This is a genomic window from Paenibacillus sp. FSL R10-2736, from assembly GCF_038000245.1.
Lineage (GTDB): Bacteria > Bacillota > Bacilli > Paenibacillales > Paenibacillaceae > Paenibacillus_AQ > Paenibacillus_AQ phytohabitans.
The window spans coordinates 4,233,890-4,259,137 of sequence record NZ_JBBOBN010000001.1 but is presented as its reverse complement, the minus strand read 5'-3'; the positions used below and the strand labels follow the sequence as shown (position 1 = coordinate 4,259,137).

Genomic DNA, 25,248 nt, shown 5'->3' with positions numbered 1-25,248 from the left:
CTATAATGAGCCTATATCCATTAAGAAGGAGAAGGCGCATATGAAGACAGCACACAAATCGGCTTTATGGAAAAGGAGCGGCACGGCTTACCTGTTCCTGCTTCCCTGGCTGATCGGCTTTTTCGGACTGACACTTGGCCCCATGCTGGGATCCTTTTATCTGTCCCTGACCAAGTACAACCTGCTCAATGCCCCGGTATGGCTGGGCTTTGACAATTACAGGCACATCTTCACGGCAGACGAATACTTCTACAAATCTCTTACGGTGACTTTCAAATACGTGCTTTTTTCGGTTCCGCTCAAAATGGCGTTTGCCCTTCTGGTCGCCGTCGTCTTGAACAAAGGCATCCGGGCGCTGGGCATCTACAGAACGGTATACTACATTCCTTCACTGCTGGGAGGAAGTATAGCCATCGCCATCGTATGGCGGCAGATTTTTGACGGGGAAGGCCTGATCAACCACTTTTTAAGCTGGTTCGGGATTGAAGGTCCGGCCTGGATCGCCCATCCGAGCTACATTCTCTCCACGATCGTTACCTTGTCTGTCTGGCAATTTGGTTCCGCGATGGTCATATTCCTGGCCGGAATCAAGCAGATTCCTGCGGACCTGTACGAAGCGGCACAGGTGGACGGGGCCGGTAAGCTGCGGCAGTTCGGCAAGATAACGCTGCCCATGCTGTCACCGGTAATCTTTTTCAACCTGGTCATGGGGATTATCAATTCCTTCCAGGTGTTTACCCCGGGGTATGTCATTGGGGACGGACGCGGCGGTCCGGTAAATTCAACACTGTTCTATACGCTCTATCTGTATCTAAAAGGCTTCTCATTCTTCGATATGGGCTATGCAGCCGCTCTGGCGTGGATCATGCTGATCATCATCGGCCTGTTTACCTCGATTGTGTTCGTGACCTCCAGGTTCTGGGTGTTCTACGGCGACGGAAAGGACGGGCGATAAATCATGGCTGATCAAAAGACGATTTTTAAGCTCGGCAAGCATGGTCTCATCATTCTGTTTGGGCTGCTGATGCTGTATCCGGTGCTGTGGCTGCTGTCCAGTTCCTTTAAGCCGAATGAGCTGATCTTCTCTGATCCCGGTCTGTGGCCGGCGAGGTTTACACTGGAGAACTATGTGAATGGCTGGAAGGGGCTTCAGGGTATCTCGTTCAGCCGCTTTTTCCTCAACTCGGCAACGATCTCCGTGCTGTCGGTCATCGGCAATATTCTCACCTGCTCTTTGGCGGCATACGCGTTCGCCCGGCTGGAGTTCCGTCTCAAGAGTGTGCTGTTTGCCTGCATGCTGGTGACGATTATGCTTCCTTACCATGTGCTGCTGATTCCGCAATATATTATTTTCAGCAAGCTGGACTGGGTGAATACCTACTTGCCTCTGATCGTACCGAAATGGCTGGCGCATGACTCGTTCTTCGTGCTGCTGATGATCCAGTTTATCCGCGGTATCCCGAAGGAGCTGGACGAAAGTGCTACCATCGACGGCTGCGGGCAAGGCCAGCTGTACTTCCGGATTATTATTCCGCTGCTGGTTCCGGCGCTGATCACAACGGCAATCTTTACTTTTATCTGGACCTGGGATGATTTCTTCAGCCAGATGATCTATTTGAGCCGGATCAATCTGTTCACCGTTCAGCTGGGCATACGTTCACTCTATGATCCCTCCGGATCATCCGACTGGGGCGCGCTCCTGGCGATGTCCGTGCTCTCCCTTGTGCCGATCATGACGATCTTTCTTCTCTTCCAAAAGCATTTCCTGGAGGGCATCGCTACGACCGGTTTGAAATGACGGGCTCAACTGAAATGCAGACCCGAAAAAACCACTAGCGGAGACCCGAAGAAATGAAATTCAACTCCGGTCAAGAAATGATTAGGATGGGAATGCAAGCGATTACAAAAATTCTTGGGGGGACATTTCAATGAAAAAAACGTTTAGCCTTACGCTGGCCGCATTGCTGCTGGCCGCAACAACCGCCTGTTCGGGTGGCAACAATGGCAAACCGGCAGCCGGCAGCCCGGACAATGCAGAGCCGTCTGTGGATCAGGTCGAGCTGCGGATTATGTGGTGGGGCGATCAGAAGCGGGCAGACAAGACAAACGAGGCACTGCGCAAATTTGAGGAGAAGTATCCGAATATCAAAGTGGTCGGGGAGTTCGCTCCAAACTCCGGGTACTTTGACAAGCTGAACACCCAGCTGGCTTCGGGGACAGCGCCGGATGTATTTTTCCTCGGAGGCAACGTAACGGATTACGCGGATAAAGGGGTACTGCTGGATCTTCAGCCGTATGTCGGTAAAGAGCTCGATCTGACAGATATGGATCAGACGATGGTGGAATACGGAACGCTGGGAGGCAAGCTGGTTCATATCTCTGCCGGAGCGAATGCCAGAGGGATGGTCATCAACACCGAGCTGTTCAAACAAGCTGGAATGGACATTCCTGCGGACGGCTGGAGCTGGGAAGATTACGCCCGGATCAGCAAGGAGATCTCCGGGAAGCTGGGCAAGGGCTATTACGGCACCTACAACTTTACAGTTGAGGGCATGGACATCTATATGAAGCAGCGCGGCAAGCAGGTCTATGATATGGAGAAAGACGCACTTGGCTTCGAACAGCAGGATGCCGAGGATTGGTTCAACTACTGGAACGACATGTCTAAAAACGGCGGGATGGTTACACCGTCCCTGCAGGTATCGAATCCTCCGGGAGACACAAGTAAATCACTGGTGGTCACAGGTAAAGTGGCAATGAGCCTCATTCCGTCCAACCAGTTCGCAGCCCATCAGAATCTGATCCAGGATACGCTGACGATGGTTCAGGTCCCGCGGGGTCCTAAAGGCACAGGTGTCGTATTCGAATCCAGCCAAGGCTTGTCCGGATATGCGAAAACAGAGCATCCGAAGGAAGTGGCTACACTGATGAACTACTGGATCAATGACCCCGATGCCGCGCAGATTCTCGGCAGTGACCGCGGAGTCCCTGTTACCTCCAAGATGCGTGACCTGCTGATGAAGGATGCCACTCCGCTGGAGCAGACCGTATACGACTTCACGAGCCGGGTGTCTGAGGCGACGAAGAAGGAGCCTTTTGCCATCAGCTACAATCCTCCGAGCTTCACCGAGTTCACCAAGCTGGCTGAAACCGCTGTGCAGGAAATCGGTTTCGAGCAGAAGGATGTGAAGCAGGGAGTGGAGGATTTCTATAAAGGCGCTACGCAGATTTTCGGCAGCAAATAAGTCGTTTACCGGAAGCAGACTGCCCGGGCAGTCTGCTTCTCTGTGTAGGGAAGACTGCGAAGATACAGGAGGGAAGTACATGACCAGGGACTTATTACAACAGCTCCGGGAAGTAACGGCTGACGACCGGATTGGAGTGCTCAAGAAGGCGGCGGACCGTGGCGCTATGGAGCAATGGAGGCAGTCGGGAGTTGCTTTTGCCGCCTCATCGGAAGCGATGGAGAATGTCTATTACTCCGGATTGCATAAACTTATGGATTGTATCGTGCCGATGGACGGCAACGGCCATGTTCTGCACGAAGGAGGTGTCTATCTCGGCAGCTGGCTGGAGAGCACGGGAACCATCAGCGCTGAGCTGCTGTCACGCTTCATGCCGGAGATGGCGGAAGCGACCTTTCGCCTGTTCGCCGATTATCAGCGGGAGGATGGTCTGATCCCATACAAAGTAACCCCTGCGGGGCCGGCTTACCGGCAGATCCAAATGGTGACCCCGCTGGCCCGGAGTGTCTGGAATCATTACGTGCAGAACGGACGCAACAGGATGTTCCTCAGCTCGATGTACCAGGCGATGAGCAGATTCGACGAGTGGCTGGCCAGCCGGCGCGATACACGAGGAACAGGCTGCGTGGAGGCCTTCTGCACCTTTGATACCGGACATGATCTGTCCCCGCGTTTCTGGCATATTCCAGATACACCCCATCTGGACGATGCGGCGCAATGTAACCCGGATTCACCGCTGCTGCCTTTTCTGGCCCCAGATTTAACGGCCAATGTCTATTGCCAGCGGCTGTATCTGTCCCGAATAGCAGAGGAACTTGGAGAGGATGGAGCTGAGTGGAAGGCCAAAGCTGCGGCCAGCAGGCAGAGCCTCTTCAGCCATTGCTATGACGAAGAAGATGAGTTCTTCTATGACCGTGACCGCGGAGGCCGGTTTGTGCGTGTGCAGTCGGATGTGCTGCTGCGTGTGCTGGCCTGCGAGGTGGGAGACCGCGATTTCTTTGATGCTGCACTCCGGCGTTATCTGCTGAATACCAGCAAGTTCTTTGCCAAATATCCGTTCACCTCCATAGCGATGGATGACCCGAGGTTTGATCCGTTCTCCAGCTACAACACCTGGGGCGGCTCATCCAACTTCCTCAGTATCATCCGCGCGGCGCATGCCTTTGAGCATCACGGGCGTTATGTCGAGCTGACCTGGGTGATGCTGCCTATTCTCGCTGCGCTGTCCCGGATGACACGATTTGCCCAGACGTTAAGCCCTTGGACAGGAGAAGAGGGATATACAGAATCGTATTCCCCGGCTCTTCTGTGCCTGCTGGACTATGTGGAGCGGCTGTGCGGAATTATGCCGGTTGCCGGAGAAGAGCTATGGTTCACCGGACTGCTTCCTTATGATATGGATCATGGCCAGAAGGTGGCCCATGAGACGGGATACCGCCGGGCGGTAGATGGAACAGTCTATGAGCTGATCACTACCCGCCAGGGGGCGATAATCTACCGGGACATGGAGGAGTACATGGCCTTTCCGTTTGGAGTCCGCGTAATCACGGACCGGAACGGGCAGCTGCTGAAGCTAATCGGGATGAGTATCCGCGAAGTCGGGGGCAGCATCTGTTATCAGGGCAAGAGCCTCCCGTTCACGATTAAGGGCAATGAACAGCTGGAGTATGCGGATGGCGGATTCAGGAGCATCAGCGATATTGGAGTGGTGCTGCCGGAATACCGGTAAATAAGTTGAACTTTACGTACTCGCTCCTCTAGTTTCTATATTCACCTTCGTTCCTTATGACCTATTGTACTTTCTTAAGTACACCTTATATAAAAATTGCTTGCAGCGTGTGTGGTAGAAAGGAGAGTTATAAATGATAGATAACAACAGCTTACAGATCAGAGATCCGTTTGTGCTGCCGCTTGCCGGACAGAGACGGGGACAGGAACAGGAACTCTACTATTTGTATGGCAGCACTGACAGCAATATCTGGGGCAAGGGAACGGGGTTCGACGCCTACACAAGCAAGGATCTGGAGCATTGGGAAGGACCGTTTCCGGTATTCCGTCCAGAGGAGGGTTTCTACGCCGAGCGGAATTTCTGGGCTCCGGAAGTCTATGCTTACGGCCAGAGCTACATCATGTTCGCTACCTTCCGGCGCAAAGACAATGATCTGCTGGGGACGGCAGTGCTTGCTTCGACACATCCGCTTGGCCCGTTTACCCCGTATAGCGAGGGGCCGGTGACCCCGCAGGACTGGAGCTCCCTGGACGGAACGCTCTATATAGATAAGCAGGACCAGCCATGGATGGTCTTCTGTCATGAGTGGCAGCAGACTGGAGACGGGAAGGTCTGCGCCATACGGTTAACGGAGGACCTGCGGAGTGCGGAAGGAGAGCCGGTTATTCTATTCCGGGCATCGGAAGCCCCATGGACAACCCCGTTTGTATCCAAGCGGTATGCGGATCAGCTTAATTACGTAACAGATGGGCCATTTCTGTTCAGGTCAAGTGACGACGATACGTTGTATCTGCTGTGGGCAAGCTTCATTAATAACACCTATGCGCTGGGCATTGCCCGTTCCGGGAGCGGTGAGATAACCGGACCGTGGATTCATCAGGAGGAGGCTCTCTATCAGAAGGACGGCGGACACGCGATGGTATTCCGGACCTTCGGCGATAAGCTGATGCTGGCGATCCATACACCGAATCAGTCTCCCCACGAGCGGCCGGTATTTCTGGAGCTGGAAGAGAGCGGCGGTGTGATGAGAATGAAGGAATAGGTGTTGGAACGCTTTTAAGCAATCTGATTCCACCGGCTCTACGCCGGACACCGTGCACGAATGGCAGGTTGTCTGCTAAGAGACACTCGCTTCATGTTTAATTGTATTTTGTACAACTAAAACGGGCAATTTTTGCCCCGTGGGAGTTTTAGCTGCACTTCATACAACTAAAAATAACAGCTACGCCCCAAACGAACACTTTTCTCAATTTTAGTTGTACAGAATACACTTATCCTAGCTCATCCGGCTTTTCGCCGTCTTTTAACTGCACGAAATGCAACTATTCCTTATGTAGTCTGCATTGAAATGACGGAGATTATCATGCAGAAACTATTAAATTCTAAATATTTACAAGGGAAAATATACCTGATATATTAAAAATGCTCATATAGACCGTTTTGAGAGGGAAGGAGACTTGCTTATAGACTCCAATTTGCCGGGTAGTGTGAAGTGCAAATAGTCTGCTGCTCTGTTGAGCCGGACTTCGCCAAGCGAGTGCTGTGCGTTTCGTTCAGACCGATTCCCCTATACCCAAAGAATTAAGGAGGATATTAATAAATGCGAAAATTAAAAACGTTGATCGTGTTTCTCTTCGCAGCAAGTTTCTTGTGGGTCTCCGCTCCTTCTGCGCATGCCCTTTCTCTGGCGCCGGGATTTAATTCGCCAGTAACTCTTACTCTGCAGCCGGGACAAACCACATATTTGCTCTGTACAGCCTCCGCCAAAACGATTAAAGCCGTTGTAGAGAAGCAATCGGATACGGGTAAAGTGACGGGTCCCTATTACTTTAATATTACCAACCGCGGCCAAATCCAAATGGGCACAATGAGTGGTGCCAGTGCTGTACAGGATCTGTATTTCAGCTATTGGGACGGCAGTGCCGGAAATGCGCTGCTCTATCTGAATGCGACGGATACTACGGTTCCCATTCAGGTGAAAGTGACCTTTTATAATTTAAGCAACTAATATAATTGATCTAGCGATACGCTGCCAAAAGAAAAAAGAGTGCTACTCCATTGCGGAGTAGCACTCTTTTTAGGGTTATAAGAGATTATTCAATGTTAATTAAACTTTAAATCACCCCATCTCCCCCGGCAGCTTTGTCACATGACTCATTTACAAATAATTCCACAAGAAATATGCTATGCTTATTTAATACTGAGTAATCACAAGGAGGGCAACTGATGAAGGGGGCTTATCTGAAGTATTTTGGCGTGGCGATCATCGTGCTGGGGGTATTTGCTTGTATTCCAGTGGGATTCCATTTGGGCGGTGTGCTTGGTGTTGCTATCTTCCTCGCCGTTTCCTGCATAGCCGGTATGTTTTTTATTGGCTTTGGTGAACTTGTCTACTCCCTGCAGCGCATCGAGCTGGAGATTGCCGGGGAACGTCCGCAGTATGATCCTTTGACCGGACAATATCAGGTACCGCCCAAAGATAACGGCCGCTGATCAGCCGCTGATCATGCGTTCACAGTTTGAAATTTAATCTGATTTGTCCAACCTCATAAACTCCTCTAGCATATTCTATGAGTAGAAGATTAGAGAGGAGGAATCACCATGGCAACGATTATCGACACAGGGGCCAGTACTGCAACAACGGGCAGTCAGACCGTATCTATTCCAATTCTTTCGCCTGCGGGCAATTTGATCTTGGCCGAGTTTGGCCTTGCTACTGTAACTTCGGGGGTTGTATTACTGAGTGCCTCCATCGGATTTCAAACTACGCTCGGTGTACCCAATGTGGTCTTCACATTGTACCGGGACGGGCAGCCCATCTTCAATATGGGCTCCAGCGGCCTTGCGCTTTTGGCCATTCAGCCTATTACTATTGCTTACATGGATAGAAGTGTACCCGCTGGTTATCATGCATACAGCTTGGGTGTCGCCAATAACAGCTTGAATATCCTGCTCAATGCAGCCAGTGTTACGGGACCCGTGACATTCTCAGGAACCTCCATCGGATAAAAGAAATGCATAGAACAAACCCGCTGAACTCCGGTCCGGCGGTTTTTTTTGAGTGTATATACAAAATGTTCCATACCTATTATGATTTACTTAAAGATTCAGAACTCTATACGAGGAGAGGGGCTGTGAGAAATGATGGCAACAGGTTTTGGGTCATTGCTTGCCGGCAGTTTTAGTATATTTTTCTTTTTAGTCTGGCTGGCATGTCTGGGGCTCGGTATTTATTTATTCGTTCTGGTAGTGAAGCTCGCGCGCAGAGGAATTGTTGCATTGGATCTGTACAATCATGCCAAGAATCTGGAAATCCGCAACCATTACGAATCCGTTCACAAAAAAGATGAGTTCTAAATGATACATAGCCAATTGGAATTGGCATTGGAATTGGAAGTATGGATGCCCTGCCGGAAGGCGGGGTGTTTTTTTGTATTTCGGCGGATTCTCAGCCATTTGCATATTATGGTAAGATTTATTATACTCCCAGTATGTAAGTTTTAAATTTGAAATACATGGAGAGGAGTTTGATCGGGTGAAAAAGAAATTAACCGCTGCGCTGACTGTTTTTGCTGTACTTGGAGGAATGGGAACGGGGGTATACGCCGGAGCCAATCTGCAGGAGATCAAAGCTTTTCTGAACCCGGGAATTAAATTCAAGGTAGATGGCCAGCCTGTGCAGCTGAAGAATAGCAGCGGTGCAGTGATCGCTCCGATTTCTTATAAGGATACTACGTATCTGCCAGTCCGGTCTGTGTCGGATCTGCTCGGAGTTACCGTTAAATTCGATGCCGCCTCCAATACCATTTCATTAGGCGAGCAGACGGAAGGAGTCTCCATTGCAGCCGGTTTTGACTCCTCATACCATACCAAAGATCCTGACAAAACCGTCTATAAAGATAAGGACTATAAAGATGTCCATTTCGATAATGGCAGCGGCACTCGCGGCAGCTCGTTCATGCTCTACCCGAACAAGAAATATCAGAAGCTGTACATTCAGGTAGCGGCGATCGGCACTGATATTAAAGACTTTACCGTGCAAGACAGCGATACGGATACGGTGCTTAAGAAGCTGAACATTACCCCTGAAGAAGGGCTCGTAACCGTAGAGGTGGACATTGCCGGAGTAAGCTCTATCTATGTAACCGGAGACGTACAAGACGGCTCATCCATGTTCGTTCCATTGACTACTTCCTATTATAAATAACTATAGAAGAACCCGGGAGACTTTTGTCTCTCGGGTCTATTTTTTGTTGGCGGGGGTAGCTGCGACAGAAGTGTCGTATCCCCGGTCGGTCACATAATTCTCTATGCTCCAAATCCCCAGCTTCGCAGACTTAGCCTTTTTCTCAGTGGCTCTGAGCTGATCCACATATTTCACATCCGGCGGATACACGGCAACCCTGGCCAGACCCTCAGCGACCAGCATTTCATTCACCATCTCATCACCCAGATAGACATAAGCCAGAACCCGGCCATATTGATCACGTTCAGACACATCCATTTCAACCCTAACCGTTTGCCCGATCAGAAGCTCCGTTAAGTACTCGCTGGCCTCAGGGCCAAAGGGCTGAACCGGTGTATTAGCGCGCTTGGTTTCAGGAGTATCAATGAGCAGGAGCCGGATTTTGTCCGCCGAACCATCTTCGAACTTAACTTTGAAAGTATCTCCGTCGGTCACCGATAGAACTTCTGCCTGAGAAGGATATGTAAGAACAATTGTGTCCAGTGTTTCAAGGTTATTGTCCGGTTCATCTTTCGACAGGACAGCTGTCACCAACGAAATCGTAAGAGCAAATACAATCAAGCCGTACCTGGTAAGCTTCTTACTGTTATTAGATTGGAACATGTGCTAATGACTCCTTTGCCGTGAATATATCATTCCGGTTCACTCAGCCGGAGGATCTTTTGGATCATTCTTAGATTTGCCGGGTCTAGAGAAAACAACTCCAAAGGCAATACCCAAGGCTATGCCCAAAGGCAAATTATCAAAAGCCATCCAAAACACTATACCAAAGCATAAGCCCAGGGCGATGCCTTGGGAGGAGTCTTTTTTCTTATCCATATCCATGTCTCCTTGAATAGATGTAATTAAATCAATCAGCTGATTGGCGGAATAGCATAAAGGGTATTATCCGGTAAGCCTGCATATCTTACTGGCAATGTTAGGCCTAGAACGCTTAAGGAGTGAAGCTGTGTATACCAAAAAACTAATCTTGACCTTATCGATGATGTTATCCATGTTGGCAGTGAATGCCTGCAGTAATCAGCCGGATGTACCTGCAACTGATTCTATGCAGACCTCTGCACCGTCCGCCGGGAACAATGGAGTTACGGCTCAGCCGGATGCTTCTGCCGCTTCCCAAGAGCTGCCGGAGAATCTGCCTGCGGATTTCCCGCTGCCGGAGGATGTTCAAATCACGCTTTCCCATTCTGAAGAGAACGAAGGCAAAAAGACAGCTCTTCTGATCTTCACCACAACGCAAAGCATGGATACAGTATCGAAGCTCTATCAGGATTATTTCTCTTCAAGACTCGGAAGCGATTCTGCGCAAACCCTTGATGACAAGAACCTGATTATCCAGGGTACCACCAAAGACAATAAGCAGAGCTGGTCGATCATCGGCGGTTCTTTGGCTTCCCAGGAAGGTACTGTAGAGCTAAATGTAACATGGGCGGAATTATAAATTAACAATCCTGTTTAGCGATGAACATCCGTTGGTGTATGGTCAGGAGAGACCGGCGGATGTTCTGTTTGTATTAGTGTATTTTACCATACATTCCCCCGATATTAATCCCGCGTGGACCAGAGAAAGGCAGCAATAAGCCTGGATTCCCTTCACTTGTTACGCTTATCCCCTAAGAGAAGTTGCAAAATAAAAGAGCCTGGCCATTAGCCAGACCCCTGAAATCCGGTCAATTACGCTGGAGTAACAAATATCCGCTGATGCTTGAGGTTTTTTTGCGGAATACGATTCTGAAACCGATGTCGTTGTCCTGCAGACAGGCTAAGGCCGTGCTAAGCAATCCGTTGGTTCTTAAGCTGGGCAAGCAGGGTTCGGCATTTCCGATAACCCGGCTGGCGGTAATTCTGCGTGCAGATCCGGGCACTAACGGGTTCCGGCTCCAATTGATCAACACCAAATCCGGCTGACGAGTCGCCATGCTAATCTACCCCTTTCTATTAAGGTTCTTTATATAGAATGCAGGGGAGAATTATAATGCATCAGACTTATGCGGAGTCACAGCTTGCTAAATACGTATGCTCTGCAATCTAATGCGGAGGCCCAAAAATAAGTAGTATACTCAATATCGGAAGCAGTTATATAATTAAGCTGTTGAATGAAAATAATGTCAGGCGGTGTTGTATTTTGTCGTGGGAGCCAGTTGGGTTTATGGTGTTCTCTAATCTTGAGGCGTTCGCATGGTGCGCTCTCTGTATGTCCATCTTCAGGTTCAAAACATCGGATTATGCATGGCAAATCCTTGTTGTTGTGACACTGATGAATTTACAAAGCTTTGTGCTGCGAAATGAATTATCTCTTTCTTATCTGGTTCCGCTAATCAATATTTTATTTATTACATTCCTGTTTTCAACAATTGTTAGAGTTTCACTATTAGGATCGCTAACGATTGCTAGTGCAGGGTTGGTGGTATTCGGGTTTATCCAGACAGCGTTGGCGATCGTGCTTTTTGGGTCAATTAGCGCAGTGGATGCATCAATTGCCAATGGATATGTTTTGCAAATTAGCACTGCTGCAATTGGTTTGCCACTATCCTGGTTTTTATACCGTTACGGTTATGGATTTTCTTATGATTTCGAGAGATTCCGCCTGAAATATGAAAAAATAATGATTATTTTGACAATTTCCGTATTTATGACCACTGTTGCTCTAGTACTATATTTGAATCAAATCCTGAATGTCATCATTGTGCTGGCAATTTCTCTTCTCTTTTTCTTAAAATATGCAATCGCTAAGGAGAAGGACCTATGATTGAGCTGATGGCTGACAAAATGGCCCGGGGAATCAAAAAAAGAGCGCCTGAACATCCTGCAACGCTTGCTGTGCTTAAACACTCGCTCGCCATTCTGATCAATACATTTTCGATTTTAGTGCTGACCTTGGTGCTTGGGATTGTTACGGAGCATATTTATGAAACTTTGGCAGTACTAATTTCCTTTGCTGCGCTGCGAATGGTCTCTGGCGGGTTACATCTACGTTCAGGGACTTGGTGCGTGATCGTTACTACTGCGATGGTGCTGCTGGTTTCACATGTAGGAATGACGGCAAGTCTAACTTGGAAAATAACGGCTTTGAGTTTTATCCTGGCTGCAGTATTTGCGCCAACGGATATACAAAAGCAGTCACGAATCCCTCGGAAATATTATCCGGTACTCAAGGTTCTATCCATGATCTTGGTTTCAGTGAACTTTTTCTTGGGATCACCAGTAGTGGCTGCTAGTTTTTTGGTACAAACCCTGCTATTAATTCCTTGGAAGGGGGTGAAGAATAGATGAAAAAGAACAAATGGAACCTAATTTCTTCCGCTTTGGCCTTATTGGCTGTAATTACTGTTTCACCTGCGAGTGTATTCTTTGTTTATGGCGCTGATGCTCCCGAAGAATTATTGAAGTAACTGGAGATGAGGATCATGGAGATATTATCAGTAACGCGGGATGTCGATGGCACTGCCGGTCTAGTTCAACTGCCTATCAGCGATATTGCATTCATGGCCTATATTAAGAAAATTAATCGCGTGGTAGTGCATACTGTAGAGGATGAATTTTATCTCATGGGGACTCTAGTATTCTGGCAAACTGCTTTAGTGGCAAACGGTCATAGATTCATTTCGGTTGATCGGACAAACGTTGTGAATATAGACCGTATCCGATATTTGGATGAGATCAAGCATAATGCTTATTTTGAATCCGAACCAACTAAGAAATCTAAACGCTGCACACTGACGAATATCAGGTTTGATCAGATAGCAGACATGATACAAATGCCCTATAAATCTCATATTCTTGCATAACACCAAAAAGAACCGCACTGCAGCGGTTCTTTTTTTATGGAGTATTGCATTATAACACAATCCGCATGTCGAATGCAGTCAAATTATGATAAAAGTCTTCAACTTTTCGTCTAGACGAAAGTTTGTTGTCATGCAATGAAATATGAGATTAAATAGGATTAACTCAACCGCTGAAAAATCGTTGACAAAAATATTTATTTAGTCATTAGAACAAGGCTTCTGCTATAAATCTCTGATCATTAATAAAAAGTGATTATACACAATGATAAATGAATGGCACTGGATGAGGGGAGAAGAAAGAGATGGAGGAATGTTATGATTTATTTAACAGTTACTGAGGATCAGCACGGTGCAGGAATACAACAACTACCAGTCGAGGATATACTTTATATGCAATTCGACAATCGTTTGTTGATTTCCGTTCATACCGAAGCGGCACAATATTTTACTGTCGGGAATTTAAGGTTTTGGGAAGCTGCCTTTGAGAAAGCGGGCTTAAACTTTTTGCGTTTGGACCGCGGGGTCTTGGCGAATCTGGACAAAGTCAAAATGGTGGACTCCACCTATAAATTGGCCTATTTCGGGTCGGCGATAAATAATTCCAAGCGTTGTACAATGTCAACCTCCGGATATAAAGCCATTCATGCCAGAATGCCAATATCGGTACCCCAGATAACTCTGCCGTTTATATAATTGTAGGAAGGCCCGTCCCACCTGCCCAAAGGTAAACAGATTCCTATTTTAAGCTGAGCCCCTAATCACTCAATCCCTTACCGTTCAAAATATGCGGCGTATACTTCTCAACCCGTGCTGTACGGGTTTTGGATTGTTTGGGGTCTGTGAAATAAGTGATATATTGTCTTTTTCGTCCGGGGGTTAGGGCTTCAAAGGCTGCTTGCAAATCCAGATTCTCATCGAGCTTTGTTTGAAACTCTTCAGGAATCTCATACTCCGTATCCTTCTTATAATCCACTTCCAGACCAGCGGTTTCAACCTCTATGGCATTATAGATATAGTCTTTAATAGTAGCTTCCCTATCGGCTATTTCTTGAACCGTATTGAACCGAATCTGGCGCCCGGCCTGCACATTCTTGGTTTGCTGAATCAGAATGCCCTGGGGATCAGGCAGCAAGGAGCCTTTGACGAACATAATCGCACAATATTCTTTGAATCCGTGGATTAGAGCGATATTCCCGCCTTGAAACGTATAACAAGGAACCCCCCACTTCAATTCCTCTGTCAGCTGACATCCAAGCAGGATCGTCCGGAGTTTCCCGTATTCTTCCTTCCATTGGCTTGCTTTATTAAAGAAAAAATCCACTTTAGGATTCATTTCACTACCTGTCATTCAGGAACACCTCTTCTTTTTGATTTATATATTGTGATGGCTATCCTCACTGGCAACTTTACGCTCGAAGTCTGTGATGAAGTAACGGCCGGATTGAGTTAGCCTGCTACCGGTAACAACGGCCAATTTTATGCGATTTAGTAAAACGCCCCGTTTAAAAGTAATATTAGTAGCCCAGTCTGCTTTATGTATCTCTTCCAGGGCAGCGTAGAAAGCTTTCTTACTAGCGCCTATTTCCCGGAATTCAGGCTCTTCTTCCTGCTCGATATATTTTAGAATCAGATAGATGATGGCTTCATTTCTTTTGATGTTCATTAGATAGGTCCTCTCGGAGTAAGGAGTTTGTAGCAGGTGTCTGGTATAATATAACAAATATGAATAAAAGTTATTCATACTACTGGCGGCGATTGGTATAACAATATCATTTTCGACTAGGAGGGTACAAGGATGGCTACTATTTTCAATGACAAGAACGTTTCGTTTGAACAAAGACAATCCCCGGTTCCTGAGTATGCCTGGCATACAAGCAGGAAGCTGGCGGAGATGGCAGGGGCGAAGCAATTGCTTTTTGAGATCAGGTCGCTTGATCCAGGGAAGTATTCGTATCCATATCATTTCCATAGAAGTGTTGAAGAGGTATTTGTAATTCTATCAGGCCGGGCTACGCTCAGAACGCCAGCAGGGTTCCAGGAAGTGCAGGAAGGTGATACGGTGTTTTTTGAAACGGGGCCGGAAGGGGCGCATCAATTATTTAATCATACCGCCGAGCCTTGCAGGTACTTGGATTTACGTACGAACCTGGGGATCGATATTTGCGAATATCCGGATTCCGGAAAGATCAACATTCTGCCGTACGAGGAAATCTATATGGCGGAAGAGCGGGTGGACTACTATGAAGGTGAGGAAAATATTGCGGAGAAATGGAAGTGAGCTGGCGTGCGGTCCGGGAGCATTGTTAAAAGCCCTGCCGCCAGTAATGGTCCGCAGGGCTTTTTTCACTTTTGTTAAATTACGCCTTCTCCTCCAATAGCTGTTGCTGTGAATGCTATAGGGCCAAAAAGATTTATAGGCAAGATGCTATCATTTTGGATGATCAATTCATAGTTGTGGACTCCAAGATAAGGACCATCAACCCACAGAACATTTAATTGGATATCAGTGTTTGTAGTGAAACGATAAAAGGAACTATAAATATCGACCCCGGCACGCCGGATGATAACTAAAAATTGACTATTAGCAAGTGCAGTAAGACTAAAGCTGCCTTTTAACTCGACTCTACTGGAGAAAGAGGCAGGATTAGCAGGACTAATATTTACTTGCGCTGTGGCTAGAGCCGCGCCTGCTCCAGGAATCCCCGCAACCGTTACAGCAGAATTGAACGGGTCTAACGGGATTTTTGCCTCTGAACCATAACTAATAATTGTCGCCATTTATCATCACTCCATTTCATCGGTATACGTTAATATATTGTAAATCCGCAAGTATATATTGGACGTAGTTCCTGATGATTATATACATTTAACTTAAAAAGAGAGAAATGAAATAACAGCAAGTAAAATCAAGTAAGGATCTTCCATTATCTTTAAAATAAATGTAGGGTGATTGAAACGGGGTGAAATGACGAATGTACGAGTGGCAGAAACAAATTCAAATCATCGTTGATGAAATAGACATATGTATTAAAAATTATAATGATGAAGCCTTGACACTACGCAATCTTTCCCGCAGGCTGGGTTATTCCGAATTTCATACTACGAGAAAATTCAAGGAAATATCGGGTATGCAATTTAGGGATTATCTGCGGCATAGAAAATTAGCCTTTGCGCTTAAAGAAGTTCGGGATAGTGAAAAAAGCCTTTTAGATATTGCCTTTAATTATGGCTTTTCATCACATGAAGCGTTTACCAGAGCCTTTAAGGGAACCTATGCTGTAACCCCAAGTGATTTCCGGAAAAATCCTAAGCCAGTCGTTCTTCGTACAAAATTAAACCCGTTTGACCGCTACTTTTTTGGATTGGGAGAGATTGGGATGATGAAATCTACAGATGATGTAAAAATTTATTTTGTGACCATTCCCGCTCACAAATTTTTGCACATTAAAAACTATGAGAGTAATGGGTACTGGGATTTTTGGCAAAAGCAAAATCTTATCCAGGGACAGGATTACGAAACCGTCTGCGGCTTACTCGATAGTATCAAGGGCAAATTGGATGACGATGGCGGGAGTGAATCTAATGGGGGCAGCGGTCAGATTATGGCGTATATGAATGACCCGGACGGCAGACTCTGTGATTGGGGTATCCCGCGTACAGAGTGTTATGGTGCACGGCTTCCTTTGGATTATAAAGGCGAAGTACCACCACAAATGCTTATGGCTGATGTTCCGGAAGATAAATATATTGTATTTGAACATGGGCCATTCGATTATGAGCAGGAGAATCGTAGTGTGGAGGAAAAGATTGAACGGGTAATGGCAACTTTTGATTTTGCAGGCACGGGTTACTCATTTGATACTTCCCCCGGTAGAATGATTTACTTTTATTTTAATCCGGAACGGCATTTTAAGTACATCAGGCCCGTGCGGAGCCACCTTTAAAGAACACGCTCCGCGGCTGACAATATGCGCGTTTTGATTTATATGAAATAAAATAATTTCAGAAATTTAAAGGTCACTGCTTTTAAAAGGGTGGCCTTTTTCTATGTCCTGGGAGGTGGTACGATAGGCGATCAGAGCGATTTACCCTCAGTGTGGATGGAACTTAAAGGGCATGAAGAATGACCGTTTCTGCACTCATGCGGCTACACAGAGACGTTTAATAGAGGAGGTGATCACAGATCATTGTTGATAACTTCGCGGGGGCGGCGAGGCGAGTACGGGAATGGGGCTTGCTGTTATGTTATGCAATTGCTCAAATCAATTCATCCGCGCGGTAGCATTCATTATATAGATCAATAGGGGCTGTTATAGCCCCTATTGATTACTTCCGTTTCTTACGGCCAATTAAGCCGCCAACTATCCCAAAGATCAAAATACCAACAAAGGCAAATACAATCCAAAAAGCTATACGCACAACAATCACTCCTTTGAATAAACAATACGATAATAGGTGGATTTTCGCAATGAAGGAGGCAGGAGCTATTGCCTTTTCTAGTCCATTTAAATCTACAGCATCGGAAAAAAGAATATGAAAAAGAGAAGAAGCATAATAATACTGCTTACTCTACTGATTACGAGATAAGCCTTACTTGGTTCGGAGTCGCCCTTTACCATCCAACCATAACGCGTGTACCAGCCCAATGACGGAAAGAAAATATTGATCAGTGAAAGGGCTATGAAAAGAATAGCGAAGCCCACCATCTTCACCAACTCCTTTATCAAATTTAGGCATGAGCGGAACCTCACTTATCTTTAGGGGGCTTTGGTTTCTCTGCCTCATACATGGAGACTCCAAATATAAGTCCTAACCCGCCACCAATGGCGATGTTATCAAAAACAATGGAGAATGCAATTCCAAAACTGATGCCTATAAAAAGCGCAGAGAGCAATCTTCTATTATATTTCAAAACGCAGCATCCTTTTCAATAATTTAACATTTGTACGCGGATCAGAGATTTTAGTTTCGAGGGGGCATAGCCCCAGGGAGGGAACAGACATGTTGCGCATAGTCTGCTACAGCGGAGTGGAGATATTAATCATGATATGAACCCTTGGGTCGGGCATTGGGATATCAAGCGATTCATGGCCGAGGTTGCAGATTATCCGGGCATCCCTATCACATATGCCAACATGCAGGGATGGAAAGAGAAAGACCAATTCGATGATTGTATGGAGGCTTTTGGGATGCAGCAAGAAAGCTTCTCGGGGTTCAGGTGGAAAAGACATAAAAAAAGAGCTGCTTTCGCAACTCTCTCATGAACTGCCATTTACTCTGGCATGATCCAAACGATCTCACAGATGCGTACAAAGAATTTTCTGCCTCTGGTATCCAGTACAACGTGGTCTGGCTTTACATCCATCAAACAGCCGCTAATCCCGCCGCGAGTGGTTTCAAGTACCACCTGCTTACCTTTTACAGACATTAAGGTTTCAACGACATAGGGATCAATTGGATAGACCATGATGGCTTGCGGCATCTGTTGATGCATTGGATACATTTGATTATTCAGCACTTTGTTACCTCCCAAATGGTTATACCTCATGCTATGCAAACGCCTAATTAAAGAGCTAGGCGAGAGCCCATTTAAGATAGGTACTAAGCGTTATGACACAAATACGTTAAAATAATAATTCAACCGAGGGAATGGTCTCGGACAATGTAGATTCTAATTGTATCGTAATCAGATCTATCACTCTGGAGTTGGGAATGAGCACAACCATGAGCGAAGCAGGGATAGCAACCAAACACGGATTAATAGACTGGAATATTTTACAGCAGGTTACTAAGGAGCTGGAAGGGGGGGCCAAAGCCATGACATAGGTACAGACAATGACCAACCCGGAGCTTAACCGGGCGCTGGCGGAGTTGATAGGGTACAGACTGCATCAATAGCCAAAGATGCCGAAAGGTACGTGCGTAACCTCGCGATCATCAAGTGGGGTGATGTTGCGAACATTGAGGAGGTCGGAGACTAGCCCTGCACAACGTACAGGCAGTTAGTGAAATTGCTCAACGCTGAGCCCCGAGAGAGGGCAGAGGCGGCATAAATCACGCTATCTCAGGTAAGTGAGTATTAGACGTAAACTGTGCAGTAATGGAGGGCGTTGCCAAATATATAATCGACGGCAGCTGTGAACGAGATAATAAAGTCCTAGACTGCCGCTGTTTAATTAAACTAACGTGTCCCGTTAGCGTAATGCGAAATTTACTAACCCTCTATCAATTCCCTTAATTTGTTCGCATGTATTACAGGAATTTCATAACCTTGATTAGTATTTTCAAGGTCTACCAATAGCCCTTTCATATCCCTGTCTGTACCTAATGAGAGATGGAAAGTTTTTGTTGTTTGACCCTGAAATTTAATCTTCAAATTGTATTCTGCTATATAATTAAGATTACCCGGCATTTTCTCTGCACTATCTATAGCAGTTTTGAATACTTGGAATGATTGGAGATCATTGAAATTCCGATCTGTGCATTCATTTTTATTGTTACTACATATCAGATTAACTGAAACTCCACCGTTTTCCTGGATAGAGTTCTGGTTCTTCTCGCTACATCCAAGGATCATAATAAGAGTTAGCAATAAAAAGATAAGTAAATACTTTTTCACAATAATCACCTCCTTAAAACCTCTAATCTTTAGACGGTAAATGGAATTAAAAGGTTGCTAATAGTTTTTTGAGTTGGTCAACTATCCTGCCCGTTAGCGTAATGTAGATTTTTTATCGAGAGTCATAGCGACTGTTGCACAGTACGAAGAGAAGATGCATTAGGCCGAAGGCCATCGTCCGACAGCAATAGGCTAACGATCGAACAATTGGGCGAAGGTGGACCGGTTATCCTTGAATGTGATCTGGACGGCGAAGTATTCTAGAACACTCCCCGGCTTCGGCCGGGGAACTCTTTTACAGTGAGGTGATAGCAGGTGCAATAGTGTTTCCTGCCTGAGATAGATAGAGAGAGAGGACGCAGACAGCCGTTGAGGCAGCGCTTGAGAGTTATCGGATGAACAAGTTCCTTTAAGGCAACTCAGCGAGAGTTGTGAACGGATCGAGCGTATTGTCCGCAGGCTGCCACGTTTGGAAAAGTTCCTTATAGAGGAACGGTACATGACTAACGAGCATGATTACATCCTAAATTCAGAACAATATCATATCGTCTGAGTAGGCAGAATAATCAAGGTGTCTAAGGATATCTTTCTCAAATGGTTGGAAGGATAACAAATAAGTGGTGCCATAATCGGCACCACTTTTGCTTAGTCCACTACAGGGCACCATAATGGCACCAAATCGCTAAATGAGTCAACGGAACAATAGGCTGGCAAAAAGAAAAAGCCTTATAGAATAAGGCTTCCTGCATATAGGACGGATGGGGTTCGAACCCATGACCCCTACCCTGTCAAGATAGTGCTCTCCCGCTGAGCTACCGTCCTGCAACGAAATTTATAATACCACACGATGTGAGGGAATGGCAAGAATTTTTTATAACGAAGAAATAGGCTGGTTGGTATATGGGATTTATTTGAAGTGAATAAGAGGCAGTGCTATGCTGCTCTGGGTTAGCGGATCTCGGCGGAAGAGAAGAAGGTTTGCTGTGATTTGACAGGTGAGTTTAATCCCTTTACGGGCGTCAGATGATAAGTTAAGGTGCAGGTCCCGCTGAATGTGAGCGGGACTTTTTTTGCAGCGAAAAAGTTGAGCGACACAGAAAAGATTTTATAATATAATGATGGCGGTTGTCTGGTGATATCTCTCAATCATTCCATTATACATAATGAAGCAGAAGGAGTTCTTATAATGATCGTAACTTTGCATGAATCTGAAATGCCTGAGGTTAGTCTGAAATATGTTGTGATTGTCATGAAGCAGGGTGAGGACTGGGTTCTGGTGCGGCACCGCGAGCGGTCCACATGGGAATTTGCCGGAGGACATATTGAAGCAGGAGAAAGTCCTGATGAAGCTGCCGCCAGGGAAATGTATGAAGAGACAGGCGCTGAGTCGTACAAGTTATACCCTATATGCATATATTCGGTCAGCAGAGAGGAAGTACCTGCGAGCTTCGGGATGCTGTACTTTGCAGCCGTAGATAAGTTCGGCCCCCTACAGCAATTCGAAATGGAGGAAATTCGCAGATTCAGAGAAATTCCGGAAACGGTTACGTATCCGGGGATATATCCCACGCTAATCGCGAGAGTAACTGATTATATCAAGCAACTGAGCGGGAATGCCAATGTAAGCAAATATTTTGAACAGGTGTAATTTGGTGCGCAATAATCCTACCATTGATCGGAGTGATTGCCGTGTCTATGCCTACTCATATTGTCGCGGTCGGCGGGATTGTAGAGAATGAACTGGGAGAAATTTTACTGGTAAAAACGTTTAAGGGCGGCTGGGTGTTCCCCGGAGGGCAAGTGGAGGCGGGAGAGAATCTGATGGATGCGCTAACCCGTGAAATACAGGAGGAAAGTGGCATCCTCACTGTGGTTGACCAGCTGATCGGCGTGTATTCCAATACGGGGATGTACAAATGGCATGACGGTGTAACCGATGTCCCGACCAAAGTGATGTTGGACTATGTGTGCCGGCCAATCGGCGGGGCATTAGCAACATCGGATGAAACATCGGAGAGCTATTGGGTCAGCCGGGATAAAGTGCTTGAGATGATTACCAGCCCTGCTATCCGCACCCGTTATGAAGCTTATCTGGCATTTGACGGTACAGTCGCTTATATGGCCTACCAGACCAAGCCCGAATTTACAGTAAGTCTGAGCAGGAAGATATGATGCAGTACCATATAAGGAGATTATAGATGAACGTAGAATATGGGAAATTAACTTTTCTGGAGATTAAGCAAAAAGCAGCCGAAGGCTATATGGCTATTATTCCAACCGGCTGCACGGAGCAGCAGGGGCCGCATGCGACGGTGGATTTTGATATCTGGCTGGCTACCGAGCTGTCTATTGAAGCAGCAACTATGGCAAATTTGAGCTACGGTGTGAAGTCGCTGGTAATTCCGACGATTCCATTTGGTCCAACTCCCGAGCACCGCAATTACGGCTATGGCTACATCGACATCCCGCAGAAGGTGTATGAGGATGTGATCTATGCGGTTCTGGTTTCACTGGCTGACCAGGGCTTCAAGCAGCTGGTGATTATGCGCGGCTGCGGCGGACATATGCTGAACCAGGTGGCTGTGAAATTTAATCAGGAGTATGCAGGAAAAGCCAGGGTTCATATTCCGCATCATCCGTTCCATGAGGTCTGGTGTACACATGCCGATCCGCATATTCCGGGTGGTCATGCCGACAGCTTCACCACATCACTGGGACTCTACAAACATCCAGAGTGCATCCGTGAGGAGCTGATTGAGAATCCCGGCAGTACTGAACCGGTTTTGGACGATCCCGGACTCGACTTCACCAGGTACTCGGCAACGGGTGTCATTGGCGATCCGACTCATGCCAGCGAAGAATTAGGACGCAAGCTGTGGAAGGGCTCTGTGGAGGCTATCGCAGCCGAACTGCAGAAGATTGCTGCACAGGCTGTTGAGATTAGTCAGGCTGAAGCTTCCAGGCAGTAATGGAAACATAGGCAAGCAGCAGAAAGAAAGACACATGCGAGTTAGTTAAGCCCCATAGGCTTCGTCCAATTAACCGCGACAGCGGCTTGGAGAAGCAAGTGGGGTTATTTCTATTGATCACGGTGCGACGCGAAGGGTGTTCTGCAGCTTTTTTTGCGAGAGATTATGTTATAGCTTCTCAAGTCCGAGTTCCGTGTAAGTTTGTGAACGGCAGAGAATAAGGTAGAATAGGGACACCAATTGCTGTGAGAAGAGGTTAGTTTATGAGCGATGAGAATTCAAAGTTCAAGCGGCTTGGAGAGTATCTGAAATCACGTCGGGACCGGCTGCAGCCTGAAGCTGCCGGGCTTAAGGAAACGAACAGCCAGCGCAGAACACCCGGACTACGGCGGGAGGAAGTGGCGATTCTGGCGGGTGTCAGCAGCACCTATTATACGTGGCTGGAGCAAGGCAGAGAAGTTACTGCTTCCAGAGAGATTATGGAGAGTCTCAGCCAGGCCCTGCGCTTGACGCCTGATGAGCGGACGCATCTGTTCGAGCTGTGGAATCCAGGGAACCCGGATACAGTTCCTTCTATTAATACTGTGAGTCCCGGGCTGAATCCGCAGTGGCGGGATATTATTAGCCAGCTGTCTTATCCGTCTTTTATTACGAATGAGCGGTCGGAGGTTCTAGCCTGGAATGATAAGGCGGGTGAAGTTCTTAGCAATTTCGGGAAGCTGCCTGCTTCCGAGCGTATTATGCTCCGTCTATTGTTTCTCGATCAGGGGCTGCGCCGCCGGATGCTGAATTGGGAGGAGTTCGCGCTCTATTCAGTAGCTGTGTTCAGAACCTATTATGACATGCATCTGCACGATCCCTGGTACAAAGACATGGTAGTGAAGCTCTGTGAGGACAGTATGGATTTCGCAGAGATGTGGAAGCTGCACAACATTCAAGGCAAAAAAGTAAATCGCGTAGTCATACAAAGTCTAAGCACGAATCAATCTGTGACCTATGACATTAACTCCGTTGCGAGTCTGGCCGATCATCCGGGTCTGCATATCTGTATTTATACACCTGTGGTGGCAGAGAGCTGAGAATCGAATGAAGTCACTTGGACGGCCGGTCTGCTTCTATTTCTGTTCTGTGCTGTTCTGTTCCCTGGTAATGATCTTACTAGCATAAACGTACTGTGGCTGCTCCATGGCAGGAAGGTTAGAATAGGGACATATCCGAAGAATCTTTCACCGGGAAAAGAGGGAGACAACCAAATGCAGACAAGAACACTCGGAAACGAAGGGTTGACAGTATCGGCTCTGGGACTAGGAACGATGATGATGCCGGAGAACGAAGAGTCGGTAAAAGTGATCCATGGGGCACTCGACCTGGGAGTAACCCTGCTGGACACAGCAGATATCTATGGAGATTTCGCGCAGCAGCGTTTTGGCAGCAATGAGAGGCTCGTGGGCCGCGCGCTTAAGGGCAGACGGGATAAAGCGGTTATTGCGACCAAATTTGGCATTACGCATACTCAGGGCCCCAAGGGTGATCCGGCTTATATCAAAAAATCCGTAGATGCCAGCTTATACCATCTCGGTATGGATTATATTGATCTGTATTATCAGCACCGTCCTGATCCGAACACACCAATCGAGGAGACTATAGGCACGCTGGCTGAACTGGTCAAGGAAGGGAAGATCCGCTACATTGGCTTATCGGAAGCTTCACCTGAGCTGATACGCCGCGCACATGCGGTACATCCCCTTACGGCACTGCAGACAGAATATTCGCTCTGGAGCCGGGAGGTGGAGGATGAAATACTGCCGCTGGTCAAAGAACTGGGCATCGGATTCGTTCCTTATAGTCCGCTGGGCCGCGGATTTCTGACCGGTCAGATTAAAAGCTTCGACGACCTGCCGCCGGACGATTACCGCCGTAGCTACCCGCGGTTCCAGGGAGAGAATTTCGCCAGGAATCTCGAAGTGGTCTCGCTGATCGGGCAGATGGCAGCCGAGAAGGACTGTGCTCCTTCGCAGCTTGCGCTGGCCTGGCTGCTTGCGCAGGGTGAGCAAATTGTGCCGATCCCGGGAACAAAGCGGCTGGAGCGGGTACAAGATAATCTCGGCGCGTTGCAGGTGGTATTGTCAGCGGATGATCTGGCCCGGATCGAGCGGATCTCCCCGCAGGGTGTTGCAGCCGGAGGGCGCTTTCCCGGCCATTAAGGGCTGAATAGTTGAAAGTTGCAGCAGCATCAGTTATGCATTGAAATCCAAAAGCGTTCTTATCTGCACCGCTTGTTTTTGTGAGCGGTCTGCGGATAAGGACGCTTTTTTGAGTTGTACCGGCATATCACCAGTGTTCGGATTCTTGCGAAAACGGAAATAGGTAACAAGTAAAAGGTAGCAGGTGACAGGTGACAGGCGACAGGTGACAGGTGACAGGTAACAAGTAACAGGTGACGAGTAACAGGTTTACTGGAGCAAGTGTTCATGGCGAAAGTGAAGCGGACTGAGAGGACCATATCCCCTAAAAAGAAGCTTTTTGAGGCTGCAACGGACTGAGATTCCGTTATTTTGTTCATCCGGCCCCAAAATGAGGGGTGGCCGGGCATATAAGAGATTCTCAGTCCGATTGACCCGGGAATCTGCCTGATTTGCAGGAATAGAGGAA

At 47.2% G+C, this 25,248-nt stretch carries 33 protein-coding genes and 1 tRNA gene; 24 read left to right on the top strand and 10 right to left on the bottom strand.

Annotated elements, in window-relative coordinates:
• Positions 1–40 precede the first annotated feature (40 nt).
• The 10 genes from NSQ73_RS18555 to NSQ73_RS18510 all read left to right on the top strand — a co-directional run bounded on the left by NSQ73_RS18555 (position 41) and on the right by NSQ73_RS18510 (position 9,181).
• Positions 41–955, top strand: coding sequence for a carbohydrate ABC transporter permease (locus tag NSQ73_RS18555; protein WP_340987598.1), 915 nt, complete (start codon positions 41–43; stop codon positions 953–955).
• 3 nt (positions 956–958) lie between these two features.
• Entirely contained in the window at positions 959–1,798 is an 840-nt protein-coding gene (locus NSQ73_RS18550; protein WP_076245337.1) for a carbohydrate ABC transporter permease, read from the top strand.
• A 130-nt stretch (positions 1,799–1,928) separates the two neighbouring features.
• A complete protein-coding gene (locus NSQ73_RS18545; RefSeq protein ID WP_340987596.1) occupies positions 1,929–3,245 on the top strand; it encodes an ABC transporter substrate-binding protein in 1,317 nt (438 codons plus the stop codon).
• A 79-nt stretch (positions 3,246–3,324) separates the two neighbouring features.
• Positions 3,325–4,974, top strand: coding sequence for an MGH1-like glycoside hydrolase domain-containing protein (locus tag NSQ73_RS18540; RefSeq protein ID WP_340987594.1), 1,650 nt, complete (start codon positions 3,325–3,327; stop codon positions 4,972–4,974).
• 133 nt (positions 4,975–5,107) lie between these two features.
• Positions 5,108–6,016, top strand: coding sequence for a glycoside hydrolase family 43 protein (locus NSQ73_RS18535; protein ID WP_340987592.1), 909 nt, complete (start codon positions 5,108–5,110; stop codon positions 6,014–6,016).
• A gap of 558 nt (positions 6,017–6,574) precedes the next feature.
• The gene (locus NSQ73_RS18530; RefSeq protein WP_171716495.1) at positions 6,575–6,982 is read left to right on the top strand and encodes a hypothetical protein; all 408 of its coding nucleotides are present in this window, start codon (positions 6,575–6,577) and stop codon (positions 6,980–6,982) included.
• A 218-nt stretch (positions 6,983–7,200) separates the two neighbouring features.
• Positions 7,201–7,467, top strand: a complete 267-nt coding sequence (locus NSQ73_RS18525; protein WP_340987590.1) for a hypothetical protein — start codon at positions 7,201–7,203, stop codon at positions 7,465–7,467.
• Positions 7,468–7,575: 108 nt separating this feature from the next.
• A complete protein-coding gene (locus NSQ73_RS18520) occupies positions 7,576–7,983 on the top strand; it encodes a hypothetical protein (protein ID WP_076245352.1) in 408 nt (135 codons plus the stop codon).
• Between the two features lie 132 nt (positions 7,984–8,115).
• Positions 8,116–8,331, top strand: coding sequence for a hypothetical protein (locus NSQ73_RS18515; RefSeq protein ID WP_039297855.1), 216 nt, complete (start codon positions 8,116–8,118; stop codon positions 8,329–8,331).
• A gap of 178 nt (positions 8,332–8,509) precedes the next feature.
• Entirely contained in the window at positions 8,510–9,181 is a 672-nt protein-coding gene (locus NSQ73_RS18510; protein ID WP_042136296.1) for a stalk domain-containing protein, read from the top strand.
• 36 nt (positions 9,182–9,217) lie between these two features.
• Here NSQ73_RS18510 and NSQ73_RS18505 read toward each other — a convergent pair whose 3' ends face one another.
• Positions 9,218–9,823 carry a thermonuclease family protein gene (locus tag NSQ73_RS18505; protein ID WP_340987587.1) on the bottom strand — a complete coding sequence of 202 codons (606 nt, stop codon included), beginning with the start codon at positions 9,821–9,823 and terminating at the stop codon, positions 9,218–9,220.
• Between the two features lie 39 nt (positions 9,824–9,862).
• Positions 9,863–10,039 (bottom strand): hypothetical protein, encoded by a 177-nt coding sequence (locus NSQ73_RS18500; protein ID WP_171716491.1) that lies wholly within the window; start codon positions 10,037–10,039, stop codon positions 9,863–9,865.
• A gap of 130 nt (positions 10,040–10,169) precedes the next feature.
• On the opposite strand from NSQ73_RS18500, the gene NSQ73_RS18495 reads away from it, so the two are divergent.
• The 7 genes from NSQ73_RS18495 (at position 10,170) to NSQ73_RS18465 (ending at position 13,701) form a co-directional block, all read left to right on the top strand.
• A complete protein-coding gene (locus NSQ73_RS18495) occupies positions 10,170–10,661 on the top strand; it encodes a hypothetical protein (RefSeq protein ID WP_340987586.1) in 492 nt (163 codons plus the stop codon).
• A gap of 182 nt (positions 10,662–10,843) precedes the next feature.
• Entirely contained in the window at positions 10,844–11,128 is a 285-nt protein-coding gene (locus tag NSQ73_RS18490; RefSeq protein ID WP_340987585.1) for a hypothetical protein, read from the top strand.
• A gap of 286 nt (positions 11,129–11,414) precedes the next feature.
• Positions 11,415–11,969: a hypothetical protein gene (locus tag NSQ73_RS18485; RefSeq protein WP_340987584.1), complete on the top strand. Its 555-nt coding sequence runs from the start codon at positions 11,415–11,417 to the stop codon at positions 11,967–11,969.
• Positions 11,966–12,493 carry an accessory gene regulator ArgB-like protein gene (locus NSQ73_RS18480; protein WP_340987583.1) on the top strand — a complete coding sequence of 176 codons (528 nt, stop codon included), beginning with the start codon at positions 11,966–11,968 and terminating at the stop codon, positions 12,491–12,493. The genes NSQ73_RS18485 and NSQ73_RS18480 overlap by 4 nt, the downstream gene beginning before the upstream one ends.
• Complete coding sequence (locus NSQ73_RS18475; RefSeq protein WP_083442519.1) at positions 12,490–12,612, top strand: AgrD family cyclic lactone autoinducer peptide; 123 nt, start codon at positions 12,490–12,492, stop codon at positions 12,610–12,612. The genes NSQ73_RS18480 and NSQ73_RS18475 overlap by 4 nt, the downstream gene beginning before the upstream one ends.
• Before the next feature lie 15 nt (positions 12,613–12,627).
• The gene (locus NSQ73_RS18470) at positions 12,628–13,008 is read left to right on the top strand and encodes a LytTR family transcriptional regulator DNA-binding domain-containing protein (protein WP_340987582.1); all 381 of its coding nucleotides are present in this window, start codon (positions 12,628–12,630) and stop codon (positions 13,006–13,008) included.
• Between the two features lie 315 nt (positions 13,009–13,323).
• Positions 13,324–13,701, top strand: coding sequence for a LytTR family DNA-binding domain-containing protein (locus tag NSQ73_RS18465; protein ID WP_340987581.1), 378 nt, complete (start codon positions 13,324–13,326; stop codon positions 13,699–13,701).
• A 61-nt stretch (positions 13,702–13,762) separates the two neighbouring features.
• Here NSQ73_RS18465 and NSQ73_RS18460 read toward each other — a convergent pair whose 3' ends face one another.
• Both NSQ73_RS18460 and NSQ73_RS18455 read right to left on the bottom strand, forming a co-directional pair.
• Positions 13,763–14,356 carry a YdeI/OmpD-associated family protein gene (locus NSQ73_RS18460; protein WP_340987580.1) on the bottom strand — a complete coding sequence of 198 codons (594 nt, stop codon included), beginning with the start codon at positions 14,354–14,356 and terminating at the stop codon, positions 13,763–13,765.
• 24 nt (positions 14,357–14,380) lie between these two features.
• Complete coding sequence (locus NSQ73_RS18455) at positions 14,381–14,671, bottom strand: hypothetical protein (protein WP_340987579.1); 291 nt, start codon at positions 14,669–14,671, stop codon at positions 14,381–14,383.
• Between the two features lie 132 nt (positions 14,672–14,803).
• On the opposite strand from NSQ73_RS18455, the gene NSQ73_RS18450 reads away from it, so the two are divergent.
• Positions 14,804–15,286, top strand: a complete 483-nt coding sequence (locus tag NSQ73_RS18450; protein WP_340987578.1) for a cupin domain-containing protein — start codon at positions 14,804–14,806, stop codon at positions 15,284–15,286.
• Positions 15,287–15,360: 74 nt separating this feature from the next.
• On the opposite strand, the gene NSQ73_RS18445 is transcribed toward NSQ73_RS18450, so the two are convergent.
• Positions 15,361–15,786 (bottom strand): hypothetical protein, encoded by a 426-nt coding sequence (locus NSQ73_RS18445; RefSeq protein ID WP_340987576.1) that lies wholly within the window; start codon positions 15,784–15,786, stop codon positions 15,361–15,363.
• Positions 15,787–15,980: 194 nt separating this feature from the next.
• Between NSQ73_RS18445 and NSQ73_RS18440 the strand changes: the two genes are divergently transcribed.
• Positions 15,981–16,952, top strand: coding sequence for a helix-turn-helix transcriptional regulator (locus NSQ73_RS18440; RefSeq protein WP_340987575.1), 972 nt, complete (start codon positions 15,981–15,983; stop codon positions 16,950–16,952).
• A 567-nt stretch (positions 16,953–17,519) separates the two neighbouring features.
• Here the strand turns inward: NSQ73_RS18440 and NSQ73_RS18435 are convergent.
• The 5 genes from NSQ73_RS18435 to NSQ73_RS18415 all read right to left on the bottom strand — a co-directional run bounded on the left by NSQ73_RS18435 (position 17,520) and on the right by NSQ73_RS18415 (position 20,449).
• On the bottom strand, positions 17,520–17,714 hold the full coding sequence (locus NSQ73_RS18435) for a DUF6199 family natural product biosynthesis protein (protein WP_076245371.1): 195 nt from the start codon (positions 17,712–17,714) through the stop codon (positions 17,520–17,522).
• Between the two features lie 41 nt (positions 17,715–17,755).
• Positions 17,756–17,920, bottom strand: coding sequence for a hypothetical protein (locus tag NSQ73_RS18430; RefSeq protein ID WP_179093550.1), 165 nt, complete (start codon positions 17,918–17,920; stop codon positions 17,756–17,758).
• A gap of 360 nt (positions 17,921–18,280) precedes the next feature.
• Positions 18,281–18,511: a YuzF family protein gene (locus NSQ73_RS18425; protein ID WP_231575419.1), complete on the bottom strand. Its 231-nt coding sequence runs from the start codon at positions 18,509–18,511 to the stop codon at positions 18,281–18,283.
• Between the two features lie 711 nt (positions 18,512–19,222).
• The gene (locus tag NSQ73_RS18420; protein ID WP_340987574.1) at positions 19,223–19,627 is read right to left on the bottom strand and encodes a hypothetical protein; all 405 of its coding nucleotides are present in this window, start codon (positions 19,625–19,627) and stop codon (positions 19,223–19,225) included.
• A gap of 750 nt (positions 19,628–20,377) precedes the next feature.
• Positions 20,378–20,449: transfer RNA gene (locus NSQ73_RS18415), tRNA-Val, on the bottom strand.
• 364 nt (positions 20,450–20,813) lie between these two features.
• On the opposite strand from NSQ73_RS18415, the gene NSQ73_RS18410 reads away from it, so the two are divergent.
• The 5 genes from NSQ73_RS18410 (at position 20,814) to NSQ73_RS18390 (ending at position 24,800) form a co-directional block, all read left to right on the top strand.
• On the top strand, positions 20,814–21,275 hold the full coding sequence (locus NSQ73_RS18410; RefSeq protein ID WP_340987573.1) for an NUDIX hydrolase: 462 nt from the start codon (positions 20,814–20,816) through the stop codon (positions 21,273–21,275).
• 41 nt (positions 21,276–21,316) lie between these two features.
• On the top strand, positions 21,317–21,799 hold the full coding sequence (locus NSQ73_RS18405) for an NUDIX hydrolase (RefSeq protein ID WP_340987572.1): 483 nt from the start codon (positions 21,317–21,319) through the stop codon (positions 21,797–21,799).
• 26 nt (positions 21,800–21,825) lie between these two features.
• Complete coding sequence (locus NSQ73_RS18400) at positions 21,826–22,596, top strand: creatininase family protein (RefSeq protein WP_340987571.1); 771 nt, start codon at positions 21,826–21,828, stop codon at positions 22,594–22,596.
• Positions 22,597–22,859: 263 nt separating this feature from the next.
• On the top strand, positions 22,860–23,675 hold the full coding sequence (locus NSQ73_RS18395) for a helix-turn-helix transcriptional regulator (RefSeq protein WP_042136499.1): 816 nt from the start codon (positions 22,860–22,862) through the stop codon (positions 23,673–23,675).
• 174 nt (positions 23,676–23,849) lie between these two features.
• A complete protein-coding gene (locus NSQ73_RS18390) occupies positions 23,850–24,800 on the top strand; it encodes an aldo/keto reductase (protein ID WP_340987570.1) in 951 nt (316 codons plus the stop codon).
• The last annotated feature ends 448 nt before the right edge of the window (positions 24,801–25,248 follow it).